The sequence below is a fragment of the Pseudomonas boreofloridensis genome, from assembly GCF_030580795.1.
GTDB classification, from domain to species: domain Bacteria; phylum Pseudomonadota; class Gammaproteobacteria; order Pseudomonadales; family Pseudomonadaceae; genus Aquipseudomonas; species Aquipseudomonas boreofloridensis.
Window position 1 is genome coordinate 106,013 of the sequence record NZ_JAUQOQ010000014.1, and the last position, 16,528, is coordinate 122,540.

18 protein-coding genes, 1 other RNA gene and 1 pseudogene are annotated in these 16,528 nt (G+C 66.3%); 7 read left to right on the plus strand and 13 right to left on the minus strand.

Translation table 11 applies throughout. The features are described 5' to 3' along the window. Genes Q6A47_RS17025 through Q6A47_RS17040 form a run of 4 tightly spaced genes read right to left on the minus strand, consistent with a single transcriptional unit; the run spans position 1 to position 3,587 of the window. On the minus strand, positions 1-483 hold the full coding sequence (locus Q6A47_RS17025; protein WP_039582510.1) for a DUF4442 domain-containing protein: 483 nt from the start codon (positions 481-483) through the stop codon (positions 1-3). Beyond that, on the minus strand, positions 480-1,679 hold the full coding sequence (gene ubiH / locus Q6A47_RS17030) for a 2-octaprenyl-6-methoxyphenyl hydroxylase (protein WP_304484876.1): 1,200 nt from the start codon (positions 1,677-1,679) through the stop codon (positions 480-482). The genes Q6A47_RS17025 and ubiH overlap by 4 nt, the downstream gene beginning before the upstream one ends. Beyond that, a complete protein-coding gene (gene pepP / locus Q6A47_RS17035) occupies positions 1,676-3,010 on the minus strand; it encodes a Xaa-Pro aminopeptidase (protein WP_039582507.1) in 1,335 nt (444 codons plus the stop codon). Before pepP ends, ubiH begins: the two co-directional genes overlap by 4 nt. 22 nt (positions 3,011-3,032) lie before the next feature. Further along, positions 3,033-3,587: a YecA/YgfB family protein gene (locus Q6A47_RS17040; RefSeq protein WP_304484877.1), complete on the minus strand. Its 555-nt coding sequence runs from the start codon at positions 3,585-3,587 to the stop codon at positions 3,033-3,035. Between the two features lie 181 nt (positions 3,588-3,768). On the opposite strand from Q6A47_RS17040, the gene Q6A47_RS17045 reads away from it, so the two are divergent. From Q6A47_RS17045 to Q6A47_RS17060, 4 genes are all read left to right on the plus strand, one after another. After that, positions 3,769-3,951 carry a TIGR02449 family protein gene (locus Q6A47_RS17045; RefSeq protein WP_037028563.1) on the plus strand — a complete coding sequence of 61 codons (183 nt, stop codon included), beginning with the start codon at positions 3,769-3,771 and terminating at the stop codon, positions 3,949-3,951. Next, entirely contained in the window at positions 3,948-4,265 is a 318-nt protein-coding gene (locus Q6A47_RS17050; RefSeq protein ID WP_029614654.1) for a cell division protein ZapA, read from the plus strand. The genes Q6A47_RS17045 and Q6A47_RS17050 overlap by 4 nt, the downstream gene beginning before the upstream one ends. A gap of 17 nt (positions 4,266-4,282) precedes the next feature. After that, a non-coding RNA gene (gene ssrS / locus Q6A47_RS17055) (6S RNA) lies at positions 4,283-4,461 on the plus strand. Between the two features lie 80 nt (positions 4,462-4,541). Continuing rightward, positions 4,542-5,150, plus strand: a complete 609-nt coding sequence (locus Q6A47_RS17060) for a 5-formyltetrahydrofolate cyclo-ligase (RefSeq protein ID WP_116887339.1) — start codon at positions 4,542-4,544, stop codon at positions 5,148-5,150. 19 nt (positions 5,151-5,169) lie between these two features. Here Q6A47_RS17060 and Q6A47_RS17065 read toward each other — a convergent pair whose 3' ends face one another. Beyond that, positions 5,170-5,322, minus strand: coding sequence for a hypothetical protein (locus tag Q6A47_RS17065; RefSeq protein WP_162889483.1), 153 nt, complete (start codon positions 5,320-5,322; stop codon positions 5,170-5,172). Positions 5,323-5,496: 174 nt separating this feature from the next. Here Q6A47_RS17065 and Q6A47_RS17070 point away from each other — a divergent pair, with 174 nt between their 5' ends. Beyond that, positions 5,497-5,949 (plus strand): EVE domain-containing protein, encoded by a 453-nt coding sequence (locus Q6A47_RS17070; RefSeq protein ID WP_116887338.1) that lies wholly within the window; start codon positions 5,497-5,499, stop codon positions 5,947-5,949. A 21-nt stretch (positions 5,950-5,970) separates the two neighbouring features. Here Q6A47_RS17070 and Q6A47_RS17075 read toward each other — a convergent pair whose 3' ends face one another. Then, a complete protein-coding gene (locus Q6A47_RS17075) occupies positions 5,971-6,375 on the minus strand; it encodes a flagellar basal body-associated protein FliL (RefSeq protein ID WP_304484878.1) in 405 nt (134 codons plus the stop codon). Between the two features lie 356 nt (positions 6,376-6,731). Between Q6A47_RS17075 and Q6A47_RS17080 the strand changes: the two genes are divergently transcribed. Continuing rightward, positions 6,732-7,709: an NADPH:quinone oxidoreductase family protein gene (locus Q6A47_RS17080; RefSeq protein WP_295486125.1), complete on the plus strand. Its 978-nt coding sequence runs from the start codon at positions 6,732-6,734 to the stop codon at positions 7,707-7,709. A gap of 123 nt (positions 7,710-7,832) precedes the next feature. Continuing rightward, positions 7,833-9,218 (plus strand): 2-oxoadipate dioxygenase/decarboxylase HglS, encoded by a 1,386-nt coding sequence (gene hglS / locus Q6A47_RS17085; RefSeq protein WP_304484879.1) that lies wholly within the window; start codon positions 7,833-7,835, stop codon positions 9,216-9,218. Between the two features lie 6 nt (positions 9,219-9,224). Here hglS and Q6A47_RS23060 read toward each other — a convergent pair whose 3' ends face one another. From Q6A47_RS23060 to Q6A47_RS17115, 7 genes and pseudogenes are all read right to left on the minus strand, one after another. Then, positions 9,225-10,094, minus strand: coding sequence for a methyl-accepting chemotaxis protein (locus tag Q6A47_RS23060; RefSeq protein ID WP_369811540.1), 870 nt, complete (start codon positions 10,092-10,094; stop codon positions 9,225-9,227). Further along, positions 10,092-11,207 (minus strand): annotated as a pseudogene (locus tag Q6A47_RS23065) (Cache 3/Cache 2 fusion domain-containing protein); the annotation flags it as partial. The pseudogene Q6A47_RS23065 and the gene Q6A47_RS23060, both read right to left, overlap by 3 nt. A gap of 226 nt (positions 11,208-11,433) precedes the next feature. Next, positions 11,434-12,852 carry an efflux transporter outer membrane subunit gene (locus Q6A47_RS17095; RefSeq protein WP_304484881.1) on the minus strand — a complete coding sequence of 473 codons (1,419 nt, stop codon included), beginning with the start codon at positions 12,850-12,852 and terminating at the stop codon, positions 11,434-11,436. Further along, a complete protein-coding gene (locus tag Q6A47_RS17100; protein WP_029615219.1) occupies positions 12,849-13,724 on the minus strand; it encodes an efflux RND transporter periplasmic adaptor subunit in 876 nt (291 codons plus the stop codon). Before Q6A47_RS17100 ends, Q6A47_RS17095 begins: the two co-directional genes overlap by 4 nt. Next, positions 13,721-13,933, minus strand: a complete 213-nt coding sequence (locus tag Q6A47_RS17105; RefSeq protein WP_029615220.1) for a DUF1656 domain-containing protein — start codon at positions 13,931-13,933, stop codon at positions 13,721-13,723. The genes Q6A47_RS17100 and Q6A47_RS17105 overlap by 4 nt, the downstream gene beginning before the upstream one ends. Beyond that, positions 13,930-16,017, minus strand: a complete 2,088-nt coding sequence (locus Q6A47_RS17110; RefSeq protein ID WP_304484882.1) for an FUSC family protein — start codon at positions 16,015-16,017, stop codon at positions 13,930-13,932. The genes Q6A47_RS17105 and Q6A47_RS17110 overlap by 4 nt, the downstream gene beginning before the upstream one ends. Further along, the gene (locus tag Q6A47_RS17115) at positions 16,014-16,457 is read right to left on the minus strand and encodes a MarR family winged helix-turn-helix transcriptional regulator (protein ID WP_304484883.1); all 444 of its coding nucleotides are present in this window, start codon (positions 16,455-16,457) and stop codon (positions 16,014-16,016) included. The genes Q6A47_RS17110 and Q6A47_RS17115 overlap by 4 nt, the downstream gene beginning before the upstream one ends. Between the last annotated feature and the right edge of the window lie 71 nt (positions 16,458-16,528).

Genomic DNA, 16,528 nt, shown 5'->3' on the forward strand with positions numbered 1-16,528 from the left:
TTACGCCTGCCTCGCTTGCGGCTTGAGCCGCACATATAGGGTTTTGTCGACGCGGGCCACCAGCTCGCCAGCGCCGTCACGGATGTCCACCTGCAGACGCGGCAGGCATTTCTTGCCACTGGCCGTCTGCTGACGGATGTCGTCCAGCAGGGCATCGTCGATGTGCAGTTCGGCGAACACCGGACCTTTGCCCGGTGCGATGAAGTCGATGCTGGCAGCCTTGTCCCAGACGATGTACTCGCTGCCCAGCTGCTCGATCAGCAACAGCATGTAGAAGGGGTCGACCATCGAATACAGGCTGCCGCCGAACTGGGTGCCGACGTAGTTGCGGTTCCAGCGCGTCAGGCTCATGCGCACCTTGACGCTGCGCATGTCCGGGCTGATGCGTTGCACGCGGATGCCGGCGCCCAGGTAGGGCGGGTAGAGATTCAGCAGCCAGCGCAGCAGGCGGGCGCGACGGGCGAGCTTGCGCGCATCGCTCATGCCTGGCCTCGCAGATCGGCGCGAGTGCCCAGGCCCATGGCCTGGCGGGCGAACCAACGTTTCGCCGGGGGCAGCAGGTCCAGGCCCAGCAGGCCGAGGTTGCGACCGCCGGCCAACAGCGGCTGAGCCGTGCCGAACAGGCGTGTGACCTGGTCGGAAAAGCCAATGGTCAAGGCTTGATCGAGGCGCTGACGTTCACGGTAGGCCTGCAACGTGGCGAGGTCGCCCGGCTGTTGCGGACCGGCGAGCAAGGCCTCGGCCAGGGCTTGCACATCGCGCAGCGACAGGTTGAAGCCTTGGCCGGCAATCGGGTGCAGGCTGTGCGCGGCATTGCCCAGCACCACCAGGTGCGGACGCACCTGCTCTTGGGCCTCGACCAGCGCCAGCGGATACAGATGCCGTGCGCCGACCTGGCGCAAGGCTCCCAGGCGATAACCGAAGGCCTCTTGCAACTCGCCGAGGAATGCGCGCTCGTCGAGGTCGGCCAGGCGCCGCGCGTCCATGCCCTGTCGGGTCCAGACCAGCGCGCAGCGATTCTCCGGCAGCGGCAGCAAGGCCATGGGGCCTTGTTCGGTGAAGCGTTCGAAGGCCTGGCCACGATGGGCCTGGCCAGGGGTGATGTTGGCGATCAGCGCACTCTGCTCATAGGGGATGCGCCGCACATGGATACCCAACTGCTCGCGCAGGCCGGAGCGGCCGCCGTCGGCCAGAATCGCCAGGTCGCACTCCACGTGGGTGTCGTCGTCCAGTTGCAGGCGGTAGCCGCCGGCGATCGGCTGCAAGGCCTTGACCTCGGCCGGGCAGCGCCAGCTCACCACTTCGCTGTCCAGGCCCTGCCACAGGCATTGGCCGAGCCAGGCGTTCTCCACCACGTAGCCCAACGCCGGCACGCCCTCCTCCTGGGCATCCAGGCGCGTTGCGCCGAAGCGGCCGCGATCGGACACCTGGATCTGGCGGATCGGCTCGGCACGACGCTCGATACCGTGCCACAGGCCCAGTTGGTCGTAGATCTGCCGCGTGCCGAAGGACAGCGCTGAAGAGCGCGCATCGTAGCTGGGCTGGAAGCTGTCACCGGGGGCGAACGGCTCGATCAGCAGAATGCGCCAACCACGCGCCTTGGCCCCGGCCTGCAAGGCCAGCGCCAGGCTGGCACCGACCAGACCACCGCCGATGATCGCCAGATTGACCCGATTCATGCCACGTCCTTGCGCGCGTCGGCCATCAAGGCCTCGATCTCGGCGACCGTCTTCGGCACGCCTGAGGTGAGGATTTCACAGCCTTTTCTGGTGACCACCACGTCGTCCTCGATTCGAACCCCGATACCACGCCATTTCTTCGCCACGCGCGTGTTGTCCGGGGCGATGTAGATGCCCGGCTCGACGGTCAGCGCCATGCCCGGTTCGAGCACGCGCCACTGACCACCGACCTTGTATTCGCCCACGTCGTGCACGTCCATGCCCAGCCAGTGTCCGGCGCGATGCATGTAGAAGGCGCGGTAGGCCTCGCTGTCGATCAGCGCCTGGACCTCGCCCTGCAGCAGCCCCAGCCTGACCAGCCCTTCGGTGATGACCCGCACCGTCGCCTCGTGGGCGTGATTCCAGTGCTTGCCGGGCGCGATCTCGGCGAAGGCGGCGTGTTGGGACTCCAGCACCAGCTCGTAGATCGCCTTCTGCTCAGGCGAGAAGCGCCCGCTGACCGGGAAGGTGCGGGTGATGTCGCTGGCATAGCAGTCGATTTCGCAGCCCGCGTCGATCAGCACCAGGTCGCCGTCCTTGAGCGGTGCATCGTTCTGCTGGTAATGCAGGATGCAAGCGTTGCGCCCAGCGGCGACGATCGAGCCGTAGGCCGGCATCTTCGCGCCACCCTGACGGAACACGTAGTCCAGTTCGGCCTCCAGGCTGAATTCATGCAGTCCGGCGCGGCAAGCCTGCATGGCCCGCACATGGGCACGCGCGGAAATCGCCGCGGCCTCGCGCATCACCTTCACTTCCGCCGCCGATTTATACAGGCGCATGTCGTGCAGCAGATGATCCAGGGCAACGAATTCATTCGGTGGCTGGGCGCCGAGACGGGCCTTGGAGCGAATCACGTTGATCCAGTCCATCAGCCGTCGGTCGAATTCGGGGTTGCTGCCCATGGCGCTGTAGACCCGCTCGCGCCCCTCGATCAGTCCCGGCAGGATCTCGTCGATGTCGGTGATGGGGAAGGCATCGTCGGCGCCGTAGTCGCGAATCGCCCCTTCCTGACCTGCGCGCAGGCCGTCCCAGAGCTCGCGCTCGGGGTTGCGCTCGCGACAGAACAGCACGTACTCGCCGTGCTCGCGCCCGGGAATCAGGGCGATCACCGCCTCGGGCTCGGGGAAGCCGCTCAGGTACTGGAAATCGCTGTCCTGGCGATAGACGTGCTCGACGTCGCGGTTGCGAATCGCCACCGCTGCCGCTGGCAGGATGGCGATGCTGTTGGGGACCATCTGCGCCATCAGCGCCTTGCGCCGACGGGCGTACTCCGCCTTGGGTATGTGGCTCATGGGCAAACGACCCCCGGAACGATCAATGCAGCGATGGCTTGGGCGCTGGCGCGACGGGTGCGGCCAGCTCCGTGTACAGCAGCAGCGGGGCGACGCGCAGGTACTCCATGACTTCCATGTAGTCGTTCTCGCCGTCCTCGGATTCTTCCAGTGCTTCCTGGACCTGGGAAATGGCCACCAGGTCCTGCAGCACGTCCTTGGCATCGGTGGACAGGTCCTTGCCGCCGGCGTTCAGGCCGAAGCCAGCAATGAAGCCCTGGCACCACTGGCCCAGGGCAGTGGCCCGTTCGGTCAGCGAGGTTTCATCGCCCGGCAGCAGCAGGACGATGGCGACGTCTTCGCCGGTGAGTTCGGCCTTGACCATCTCCTGCAGGCCGATCAGGGCCGCGCGGACGTTGTCTTGCGGCTCGCTCTCCAGCGCAGCGGCGGCGTCGGCCAGCCAGGACTCGGCATCGAAGCCGGCACCGGCGCAGCTGCGGCCGATCAGCAGACCATGCAACTCAGCCGGAGAGACAGGATGACCGTTGCTCGACAGCAACGAGGCGAAGGCGGTGTAAGGCGATTGGGTATTGGGCATGGGCGGCTAGGCGCCAGACGGCGCATATGACTAGAATGAAGGCCTTGTATCCTAGCACCGGCAGGCGCGCCAAGACCATCTGCGCCGCCCGCCCCGGCTCGGGCAGACGCAAGATCGCCAGGCGATCGACGAAGGAGCGGATCGAGTGCAACCCACGCAAGACAATGACCTGCAGGCGCTGATGAGCCGTTTCGAGCTGCTGATTGCACGCGTCGAGCAACTAAAACGGCAAAATGCACTCCTAGTAGCGCAGGAACGGTCCTGGCGCGAAGAGCGCGCCCACCTCATCGAAAAGAACGAGATCGCCCGGCACAAGATCGAGTCGATGATCTTGCGTCTGAAGGCCCTGGAGCAAGACTCATGAGTTCAAGCAATAGCGTCACCGTGCACATCCTGGACAAGGAGTACTCGATCATCTGCCCGCCGGAAGAGCGCAGCAATCTGGTCGGCGCGGCGCGCTACCTGGACGGCAAGATGCGCGAGATCCGCAGCAGCGGCAAGGTGATCGGCGCCGATCGCATCGCGGTCATGGCCGCCCTGAACATCACCCACGAATTGCTGCACCGCCAGGAGCGTCCCGAGGGCGCCAGCGCGGGCACCACCCGCGAGCAGGTGCGTGACCTGCTCGAGCGGGTCGATCAGGCGCTGTCCGACGACCCGGTTAGCAAAAAGGATTAAGATAGGTATACTGGCGCCACTCCCTGGTGGATGCGCCAGTCGGTTATGTCCCTGAGCCGATACGCACAACCACGGGGCTTGCACGTGGGGCCGGTGTGCATGTCCGCTCGACGGAAAGCCTTAAAGCCTCCTGCAATCTCCACCTTGAACTTTCGGGTTCAAGGGCTACACCGATAGCGGTCTTATCGGGGAGCCTGAATATTCGATGCCCGCCCCTTCGGCGGGCATTTTCGCTTAGGCCGCCTGCCACGGCCCGCTTCCGGGATCGCCTGTGCCATGACCGACACCGCGCCGCTCACCCGCCCACAACTGCGTCGCGTGTTGCGCAACGCCCGCCGTGCACTCACCCCAGCTCAGCAGCGCCAGGCCGCCCTGGGCCTGTACCGCCAGTTGGCGCAGCATCCGCTGTTTCGACGTGCCCGGCACATCGCCCTGTATTTGCCCAACGACGGTGAGATCGACCCGCGCCTGTTGCTGCGTGAAGCGCAGCGCCGTGGCAAGCGCACTTACTTGCCGGTCCTGCACGCCTGGCCGCGCACGCGCATGGTGTTCCAGCGCTTCGAACGCGGCGAGCCACTGCGGCGCAACCGTTTCCGTATTGCCGAGCCGGTGATCGAGCGCAAGCGTCAGCGGCCGGTGTGGGCACTGGACCTGATTCTGCTGCCACTGGTGGGCTTCGACGAGGCAGGCGGACGCCTGGGGATGGGCGGAGGCTTCTATGATCGCAGCCTGGCCTATCAAGGCCGGCGCCAACACTGGAAGAAACCGCTGCTGCTGGGTCTGGCCCATGAATGCCAGAAGGTGGAGCGCCTGGCTCAGGCCAGTTGGGATGTACCGTTGCGCGGAACCGTCTCGGACCGCAACTGGTACCTGGCGCCGGCTTGAAGGCCGCGCGCCGCAGCGATCAGCGTGACTGTTGAGGGGTGGACACGGCCGACGTCTGGTACGACGCGTCGAGCTTGCGCTCCCACAAACCCTGCGCATAACCGGTGGTGACCACGCCTAGACCGAAGATGAAGGCCAGGATCCACAGTAGGTCCGGTTTGCGTTTGTTCATGATTGCCCCCTCGGCAAACTGTTCAGGCTCGACGACTTTCTCGGCATCGCCGGAGCCCCTAGCGTTAAAATCGGCGCATTTTCCGCCAACGTGACGCAACACGCAAACGTTGACGCCAACCGGCTGTCGGTTAGATGCAACATCTTATTTCCAAACTTGTCAGGAGCAGCGCCCATGGCCTATTGGCTGATGAAATCCGAACCCGACGAGCTGTCCAGTGCCGATTTGTCGCGCCTGGGCCAGGCGCGCTGGGACGGCGTGCGCAACTATCAGGCACGCAATTTCCTGCGCGCCATGAGCGTCGGCGACGAGTTCTTCTTCTACCACTCCAGTTGCCCGCAGCCCGGCATCGCCGGCATCGCCCGGATCAGCGCATGCGCCTACCCGGACCCCACCGCGCTGGACCCACAGAGCCCCTACTTCGACGCCAAGGCCAGCGCCGACAAGAACCCCTGGAGCGCAGTCGACGTGGAGCCGGTACGCACTTTCGATCAGGTACTGGAATTGGGGCAGCTCAAGCAGCAGACGGCACTCGCCGAACTGCCGTTGGTTCAGAAGGGTAGCCGGCTGTCGGTGATGCCGGTGACGACGGAACAATGGCAGGCGATTTGCGCGCTGGTGCGGTGATTACACGACAGCTAGCCAGCGTCACTGCACGATCAGGTTATTGAACAGCAAGTCTTCGACAATCGGCTTGCCTTCCTCGGCCTGCATCACCTGCTGCACCTGCTTGAGCGCCTCCTGACGCAACGCCTCCTTGGCCTCGACGCTGCTCATGTTGTCCACACCCTGCTGGGTGAACAACGCCACCAGCTGGTTGCGGATCAGCGGCTCATGGTGCTTGACCGCCGCCACAGCGGCATCACCGGTGACGCGCAGGGCCACGTCGGCCTTGAATACCCGCAGCTTGGGCCCGCCATCGAGCGCATAGTTGCCGACGAAGGGCGGGCTCAGGCTGATGTAGGCCACCTTCGGTTCCCCTTCCTTGGCTTCTTCGGCCAGGGCCGCGACCGGCAGCAGCACCGCCAGCACCATCAAGATCCACGCTTTCACGACTTTGCTCCTCGACACAATGGGCGCCAGCTTACCCAGCACCGCGTACAAACCCAAGCCCGGGCTTATGCCGTAATGCTGTCCACTTAAAGAATGCTGGGGCCGCTTCGCGGCCCTTTCGCGGCACAAGGCCGCTCCCACAAAGTCCGCGCAAACCGTGAAACAGGGGGCTGTACGGACCCTGTGGGAGCGGTCTTGCGCCGCGATGGGCTGCGCAGCAGCCCCAATTCCAGCAATACAGATCTTAAGTGAACCGCATTAGGGCTTATGCCGGCCTATCAGAACAGGCCATGCTCGTTGACCCACCCCTTTGCCCTCCTACACTTATCGGCCAACACCCGCAAAGGAATAGCCCGATGAAAGCTGTGTTGTGCAAAACCCTGGGGCCGGCAGGCGACCTGGTGCTCGAAGAGGTCGCCAGCCCGGTGCCCAAGCCCAACGAGCTGCTGCTCGACGTGCACGCCGCCGGGGTCAACTTTCCCGACACGCTGATCATCCAGGGCAAGTATCAGTTTCAGCCACCACTGCCCTTCTCGCCCGGCGGCGAAGCGGCCGGTGTGGTGGCGGCGGTCGGCGAGAAGGCGGGCACCTTCAAGGTCGGCCAACGGGTCATGGCGCTGACCGGCTGGGGCGCCTTCGCCGAACAGGTTGCGGTGCCGCACTACAACGCCTTGCCGATTCCCGACGACATGGACTTCACGACCGCCGCCGCCTTCAGCATGACCTACGGCACCTCCATGCACGCCCTCAGCCAGCGCGGCCAGCTCAAGGCCGGCGAGACCCTGTTGGTGCTTGGCGCCTCGGGTGGTGTGGGCCTGGCGGCCGTGGAGATCGGCAAGGCCCTGGGCGCGCGAGTGATCGCCGCCGCCAGCAGTGCCGAGAAGCTGGCCGTCGCCCAGGCTGCCGGCGCCGACGAACTGATCGACTACAGCCAGGCCAGTCTGAAAGACGAAGTCAAACGCCTGACCGGCGGCCAGGGCGCAGACGTGATCTACGACCCGGTCGGCGGCGAGCTGTTCGACCAGGCGGTACGCAGCCTGGCCTGGAACGGCCGACTGTTGGTGGTGGGTTTCGCCAGCGGCAGCATCCCGCAACTGGCCGCCAACCTGGTACTGCTCAAGGGCGCGGCGGTGCTCGGCGTGTTCTGGGGCGCCTTCGCCCAGCGCCAGCCCCAGGACAACGCCGACAACTTCAGGCGACTGTTCGCCTGGTACAGCGAAGGCAAGCTCAAGCCGCGCGTGTCACAGACCTATCCGCTGGCGCAGGCCGGGCATGCCATCGATTGCCTGGCCCAGCGCCAAGCGGTCGGCAAGTTGGTGGTGATCGCCCGGTGACAGGCTGGGCCGCTCAGCAGGTTCGATCAAAAAAGGAATGACCCTCGCACTTTTTTTCGCTTGTAGAGAAAGTGCATTCCTCGCTTTCATGTCAGGGTCTCTACCACCTTCAGGAACCCCGCGATGCCCGCCCACCATTTCGTCAGCCCCGACAGCATTCGCACGCAGTTCTCCGCAGCCATGTCGCGCCTGTACAAAGAAGAGGTGCCGCTGTACGGCACGCTGCTGGAGCTGGTGAGCGAGGTCAACCAGCAGATCCTGGCCGAACAGCCAGAAGTGGCCCAGGCCCTGCGCTGGACCGGCGAAATCGAGCGTCTGAACCAGGAGCGCCATGGCGCGATCCGCGTCGGCACGGCCGAGGAACTGGCGACCATCGCCCGACTGTTCGCGGTCATGGGCATGCTGCCGGTCGGCTATTACGACCTGAGCCCGGCGGGCGTGCCGGTGCACTCCACCGCCTTCCGCGCGGTGCACGAGCAATCGCTGCACATCAGCCCGTTCCGGGTCTTCACCTCGCTGCTGCGCCTGGAGCTGATCGACGATCTCGGCCTGCGCGAGCTGGCCCGCGACCTCCTGGCCAAACGCAGCATCTTCACCCCGCGCGTACTCGAACTGATCGCCCAGCACGAGCGCGACGGCGGCCTGAGCGCCGCCGATGCCGAGACCTTCGTCGAGCAAGCCCTGCACACGTTCCGCTGGCATCCGCAGGCGACGGTCAGCGCCGAGCAGTACCAGCAGTTGCACCAGCAGCACCGCCTGATCGCCGATGTGGTGGCCTTCAAAGGCCCGCACATCAACCACCTGACGCCGCGCACCTTGGACATCGACGCCATCCAGGCGGGCATGCCGGCCAAAGGCATCGCGCCCAAGGCCGTGGTCGAAGGCCCACCCACTCGACGCCATCCGATCCTGCTGCGCCAGACCAGCTTCAAAGCGCTGCAGGAAACGGTCGCCTTCAGCGATGCCCAAGGCAGTCACACCGCACGCTTCGGCGAGATCGAACAGCGCGGCGCGGCGCTCACGGCCAAGGGCCGCAGGCTCTACGACCGCCTGCTCGACGCCACCCGCGCGGCCCTGGGCGGCGTGCCCGCCGAGGCCAATGCCGAGCGCTATCGAACGCTGCTGGCCAGCCACTTCGCCGAGTTCCCCGATGACCTGGCGCAGATGCGCGAACAGGGCCTGGCCTATTTCCGCTACTTCGCCACCGAAAAAGGCCTGGCCGAACGTACCCGCCAGGATCGCCCTGACACGCTACAAGGTCTGATCGATGCCGGGCACGTGCATTTCGAAGCGCTGGTCTACGAAGACTTCCTGCCGGTCAGCGCCGCCGGGATCTTCCAGTCGAACCTGGGCGACGACGCACAGGCCCACTACGGCAGCAACGCCAACCGCGAGGCCTTCGAGGCCGCGCTGGGCCTTGCGGTGCTGGACGAGTTGGCCCTGTATGCGCAGGCCGAACAGCGTTCGCTGCTGGCCTGCGCCCAGGCCCTGGGCGTTACCCTGGCCTAGCCGCCCTTACCCGGCGACGCGAAAGCGGTCCACTTCCTGGCGCAACTGCTCGGCCAGCCCTTCCAGCTCCCGGGCCGTCGCCGCCAGCTCGTTGGCCACGTCATGCTGCTCACTGTTGGCCTGGGCGATGCTCTGCAGGTTGCGGCTGAGCAGGTTGGCGGTGCTGCTCTGCTCCTGGGTTGCCGTGCTGATCACGGTGAACTGCTCGCCCGCCGCACGGCTCTGCTCGTCGATGCGGGCCAGCGCCTGGGCCACCTTGTCGTTGCGCTCCAGGCCATCCTGCATCAACCGATTACCCTGCTCCAGGGTGCTGATCGCCTGACCCGTCTGCTGCTGGATGCTGGCGATCATCGTGGAAATTTCCTCGGTGGCCTGGCGAGTCCGCGCCGCCAAGCCACGCACCTCATCGGCCACCACGGCGAAGCCGCGGCCTTGCTCGCCAGCGCGCGCCGCTTCGATGGCGGCGTTGAGCGCCAGCAAGTTGGTCTGCTCGGCGATCGCGGTGATCACCCCGACGATGCCGCCGATTTCCTGCGAACGCGCACCCAGGCTGTCCATCACCGTCGCCGTGCCGCCCAGCGCTTCGGCGATCTGCCGCAGCGAGGCGGACGCCTGGTCCATGGCCGAACGCCCGATACGGGTCTGCTGGGCGTTGTCCTGGGCCATGCGCTCGGTGCCCGCCATGTTCTCGGCAATGTTCATCGACGTGGCGCTGAATTCCTCCACGGCACCCGCCATGCTGGTGATCTCGCCGGACTGCTGCTCCATACCCTCGCACGCCCCGGACGACAACCCGGCCAACGACTGCGAGCGGGCGCTGACCTGTTCGGAGGCGCTGCGAATGTGCGTGACCATGGTCGCCAGGGCGTCGGCCATCTGGTTGAAGCTGCGTGCCAACTGACCGATCTCGTCCTCGCTGGTCAGCGTCAGCCGCGCACTGAGGTCGCCTGCGCCCAACGCCTGGGCCTGGGCCTGGCGCACCAGGTCGTCCAGCGGACGCAGCTTGCGCCGCAGCAGCCACAAGGTGGCGAGCACCGCCAGCAGCATGGCCAGCAGACTGCCAATCGCCAGGCGCAGACCGACGCTCCAGGTCACTTCGCGGATTTCCGCCTCGGGCATGCTCGCCACCACGGTCCACGGGCCTTCGGCGAACGGCTGCACCACGCTGAAGAAACGCTGGTCACCGCTGTTCCAGAACTGCGCGTGCGCCCCCAGGCCCTTGATGGCCGTCGCCGCAGCCTGGGTATCGGCCACCCCCGCCGGCGGCACCAGCCACTGACCTTGGTTGTCGAGCAGCGCCAGCGAACCGGTCTGGCCGATGCGGAAGCGCTTGAGGTTGGTGAACTGGGCGTTTTGCGCATCGGTGTAGTCGAAGCCGACGAACAGCACGGCGATCACCCGACCGCTGGTGTCGCTGACCGGCACGTAGCGGGTCATGTAGTTGCGCTCGAACAGCACGGCGCGGCCCACGTACATCTGCCCGGCCAGCAGCCGCGCATAGGCCGGGTGCGCGCGGTCGAGCTGGGTGCCGATGGCGCGGCTGCCGTCCTGCTTCTTGAGGTTGGTGGCGATGCGCACGAAGTCGTCGCCACTGCGCACGAACAGCGTGGCGATACCGGCGGTCATCTGCTGGAATTCATCGACGATGCTCAGGTCGTTGTTGAGCAGGTGATCGCCCAGGTACAGCGCTGGGGTGGCGACACCGGCGACCTGCACGCTCTGGCCGTCCTGAATCCTCAGGCCAGAGGCGAAGCGGCGTTCGAACAGCCCGCTCAGGCGCTGGGTGTTGTCCTTGAGCGAGCCGTGGAAGGTATCGAGCTGATCGGCGAGCAGCCGCGCTTCGCTACCCAAGTGCTGCTGGCGGGTGGCGAGGTTGGCGTCGTCGAGCGAGCGCAGGGCGAACAGGGTACTGCCGGTGATCACCAACGCCAGCACGATGGCGAGGGCGATACCGAGTTGCGAGGCGATCCGGGCACGGGGTCGAGGCATGGCGAAGCTCCTGGCAAGGGGCCGGGATCGTCCTGATCACGCTGACCACCCGCTTTTATTATCGACGGGAACGGGCGTCCTCTTCCGGGACGCTGGTGCCAGTAGATCGGCGTCGTCGATGAATACTTGAGTGTCGGACGCGGGAATACGCAAACGTTTTGCGTCGGACTTTTTCGGTGACTTGCGGCGAATAGCGTGCAGCGATTCACCGGTCAAGCCGGCGCCTTCACTGCGAAGGCGCTGCTTTCCAGCCACCGCCCAACGCCAGGAACACGCCGACCTGCCCCATCGCTACCTGACTGTTGGCTGCGGCCAACTGGCCACGCACATCGGTGTACGCGCGGGTGGCCTGCAAATCGGCCAGGAACGACTCGCGCCCGGCTTGGTAACGGCGGTGAGTCTGCTCGGCGGCGTCCCTGGCCGAGCGTTCAGCATCGGCCAGCGCGTCGCGCCGTTCGAGCAAGGCGCTGTATTGCGCCAGCCGCGTCTGGGTTTCGCGCAGAGCGTCGAGCACCACACCGTCGAAGTGCGCCAGCGCGGCCTGGGTCGACGCCTCGGCCTCGCGGATGCGCGCACGCGTGCCGTTGGTGGGCAGCGTCCAACTGATCTGCGGGCCGAAGCCCCAGCGATTGGTGGAAGGCTCGCCCAGGTTGTCGATGATGCCGAGGGTGCCGATCTGCGCGCCGAAGCTGATGTTCGGGTACAACGCGCCGGTCGCCACACCGATGTTCGCCGTGGCTGCTGCCAACTGTCGCTCGGCCTGGCGCACGTCGGGCCGACGCTTGAGCAGTGCGGCGCCGTCGCCCACCGGAATCAGTTGCGCCAGGTGAGGCAGTTCGGCGCACTCGGCGGTGCCAGCGGGCAACTGGCCGACCGGCACGGCCAGCAGTGCCGCCAGGGTATACAGGCCCGCTTCGCGCTCGGCCTGGAAGCGCGGCAACTCGGCGCGCAACGATTTGAATTGGGTCTGCGAACGGGTGACCAGGGTCTCGTCGCCGCGCCCGGCATCGCGCAGACGCTGGTTGAGTTGCACGCCCTGCTGTTGCAGGTCCAGCGATTGCCGGGCGATGTGGTATTCCTCATTGGCCGAGCACACCTGGGTGTAGGCCTTGACCACGTCGGCCACTACCGTGATGCGCGCGGTGTCGGCGGCGGCCTGGACGGCATCGGCATTGGCCTTGGCCGCCTCGGTGCCACGCTTGAGCGTGCCCCACAGGTCGAACTGGTACGAGGCGCTGATGATCGCTTCGCCGATATTGGCCACCGGCACTTTATTCGGCTGCAGAAAGGCTTCGCCAGACTCTTGCAGGCGCTGGGCACCGGCTTTGGCACCCGCGCCAAAACCGCCCTGCGACTCAGCCACTTCCACCTGGGCACGGGCCTTGGCGATGTTCGCCGCCGCCACGCGCAATTGACTGTTGGCCGCCAACGCCTGGCGCACCAGCGCATTGAGCCGTGGATCCTGATACAACTGCCACCAATCGTCCGGCACCGGCGCCGACACCACGCTGCTGGCATCCTCGCGCAACGGACCGTTCAGGTCGCTGCGCTGCACGGCGGCGTCGGCGGGCACGTGGTAGTCGGGGCCGACCGTGGTGCAAGCACCCAGTGCCAGCGCCAGGGCCGTGAGCATCAGGCGTTTCATGGCCGCTGCCCTTCGACGATCGAGACCGTCGCGGTGCGCCCGGCGATCAGGCGAAAGTCTGCGGGCACCTCGTCGAAGGCGATGCGCACCGGAATCCGCTGGGCCAGGCGCACCCAACTGAACGCGGGATTGACGTTAGGCAGCAGGTTCGCGCCGCTGACCCGGTCACGGTCTTCGATGCCCGCCGACAGGCTTTGCACATGCCCGCGCAGGCGCGTGTCATCACCCATCACGCGGATGTCCACGGCGTCACCGACGTTGATGCCACCGAGCTTGGTTTCCTCGAAGTAGCCGTCGACGTGGTACGAGGTGCTGTCGACCACCGACAGCACGGCTCGGCCTGCGGTGACGAACTCGTGGGCGCGCGGAGCGCGGTCGTTGAGGTAACCGTCCACCGGGCTGCGCACCACCGAGCGCTCGAGGTTGAGCTTGGCGATGTCCACCGCCACCTGCGCCTCGCTCACCGCCGAGCGGGCACGGGCTTCACGCGACTGGCTCTCTTCGAGCTGCTCGGCGGCCACCAGGTTGCCCAGCTTGCGGTTGCGTCGGGTTTCGCGGGCGGCCTGGGCCAGGGTTTCCTGGCGCTCGGCCAGGCTAGCCTGGGCCTGGCGCAAGGCCAGCGAGAAACGGTCCTGGTCGATGGTGAACAACACGTCGCCGCGCTTGACCACCTGGTTGTCGCGCACGCTCACCTGCTGGATCAACCCGGACACGTCCGGGGCGATCTGGATCACGTCGGCACGGATATGCCCATCGCGGGTCCAGGGCGCGAACATGTAGTACACGACCATCTGCCAGACCAGCACGGCCGCCAGGGTCACCACCAGCACAGTCAGGACCACGCGGCCCAAGGTCAACAACGGTTTTTTCATGGCAGCATCAGGCTTCGACAAAAGTGATCCACCGCGCCCAGCAGCACGGCGTAGAGAGCAACGTTGAACAGCGCCCGGTGCCAGACCAGGCGGTAGAAATGCAGGCGCACCAGCACCGCGTGCAGGCCCAGGAACACCACATAGGTGCCCAGCATCATCACCAGCAGCGTAGGCAGGAAGACTCCGCTGATATCCACTTCGCCAATCACAGCGGTGCTCCATCGATGGCAGGGGGCAGTTGCGCTTGCGCGTCCGGTTCGAGCATCACCTCGACACCCGGCAGCAGCGACAGGCGCAAACCGGAGAGGGCATGCAGCAGATGGACCCGGGGCTCGCCGCGCTCGTTCAGTCGATCCTGGGCCAAGGCCAGACGCGCCCGCTCCATGTGCCGCAGCAGCGCCGCCGACGCGTGCAGGCGTTCGCCGCTGCGCAGGCACGCGGCGTAGTGGGCGCCGACTTCCTCGATTACCGTGCGCAGGCGCGCGCGGGCGTCGTCGCCGGCACGCGGCAAGTACGCCAGCAGGTCCAGCAGGTTCAACCCCACGCGCAGATCACGCAGCGCCGTGCCGGTGTCCTGGCCGGTCTGCAACAGGCGCGGCAGGTGCTGCATCAGGCGGTCGAGCATCTGCACGCCGACCTTGCGCTGTTCGGCCAGGGTCGCCGGCTCGGTCATCTCGACGATGTCGCGCCAGGCGAAGCGGGTCATGCGCTTGGCGGCCAGTTCCACGCCGAACGGGCGCATCACCAAGGTCCAGATGAAGGCGAACAGCAGCCCCACGGGGCCGGCCAGGTTGGAATTGACGAAGGTGAAGAAGTCGGCGTCGTAGGCGCCCTGGATACTGATGAAGTTCGAGGTGTTGACGATGGTCAGCAAGGTGCCCAGGTAGAAGGCCGGCTGCACGGTCAGGGTGCCGATGACGATGAACGGCACGGCGAACGCCAGCACCAGCATGGCGAAATCATGCAGGTTGGGCAGCACCAGGAACAGGTACAGGCTGGAGAGAATCACCGAGATCAACGTCCAGAAGAAGAACCGGTAGATCTGCGGCGCCGGGTCGTCCATCGCGGCGAAAAAGCTGCATGCGACGGCGGCGAGGATCACCGCGCTGGCGCCGTCGGCCCAGCCCAGGCCGATCCACAGGCCACAGGCGACGACGATGGCGACCACGGTGGAGAGCACCGAGTAGAGCATCAGGCCGCGATCGAAGAACGGCGTCAGACGGCCCAGGCGCCAGTGCCGGTACACCGCCCGCCAGGGCCGCGCGTCATCGTCGCGCAGGGCGTGCTGCAGGGTGCAGCAGTCCTGCCAGAGGTCGATCCATTCGCTCAGCCGGTAGAGCGCGTTCGACAGCAGCAAGGCCTGGCGCTGATCGAGCGCCTCGGCGTCGGGCTGCAGGTGCTCGATCTGCACGTGCAGGGCGCTCCAGCGCCCAACCGAGGGATCGTCGGCGGTGCTTTCGAGCCAGGCGCGGGCGTCGGCCAGCAACGCTTCGAGCTGTGCGTACTGCACCGGGGCGCGGCCCTGCAAGGCCACCAGGGCATCGTCAAGGGCGTCGATCACCGGCAGCAGATGGATCATCCGCCCGCGCAGTTCGCGGGCGTTCTTCAGCGTGTGCGGTCCCGCGCCCTCGTGGCCGAGCTGACCGATCATCAGCTCCAGGCTGTTGAAGGTGGCCACCATCGAGCTGCGCAGGGCGCCAACCTGTTCGGCAGCGGCGTCGCGGCTCAGGTACAGGTCGCTGTAGCGGATGGCCTCGGCGAACCACTTGCCGGTGGCGCCGACTACCACCGGTGCCAGGCGCCGCGGCCAGAAAATCGCGCCCACCACGGCCGCACAGACGATGCCCAGGCAAATCTCCTGGGCGCGTGAGGCCGCCACGTCGAACACCGCCAGCGGGTTGTCGACCACCGCCAGGGCGATCATCGGCAAGGTGTAGCCGGCCAGCATGAACATGTAGTTGTTCGCTGTGCGCAGGTTCAGCGACAGGTACAGCAAGGTGCCAGTCCACAGGGCGATGGCGATGCTCAGCAGCAGCGGCGACTGCACCAGCGGCGGCACCAGCAGGACCGCGCCAGCGGCGCCGAGCAGGGTGCCGACGGCGCGGTACAGGGCTTTGGAGCTGGTCGGCCCGACGAACGGGCTGGAGACGATGTACACCGTGGCCATCGCCCAGTAGGGACGCGGCAGTTGCATCAGCAGGGCGATGTACAGGGCGATCATGGACGCGGCGAAGGTGCGCACGCCGTAGAACCAGTCGCGCGCCGGCGGCACCGAACTGAAGAAGTGCTTCATGACGCGCTGCCCGAGCCGGCGGTTTCGAATGCGCGGATCACCCGCAGGGTCGCCTCCAGATCGGAGGCCGGCAGGCCGTGCAGCACGTCGCGGCGTTGGCGGACCAGTTCGGCTTCGATGGATTCGGCCAACGTGCGACCTTCAGCGGTCAGGCTCAGGGCCTTGGCGCGTCGATCCAGGGGATCTTCGCTGCGACAGACCAGCCCGGCCTTGCACAATTGATCGAGCAGGCGCACCAGCGACGGACTTTCCAGCCCAGCGGCCTGTGCCACCGCCACCTGATGCACGCCATCGCCCAGGCGCACGATCATCAGCAGCGGCACCGCGCAGGCCTCGGAAATGCCGTAGCCGGTCAGCGCGGCGTGGCAGATGCGCCGCCAGTGGCGGGCGGCAACCACCAGGCCGCTGCTGACTTTCAAGTGCAGTGCGTCGAGTGTCATCAGGGGAAACCGAGGGTAATCATAGTTTGCTAACTATCAATATACGCCCGCCCCTCCCCCCGTCGTCAACC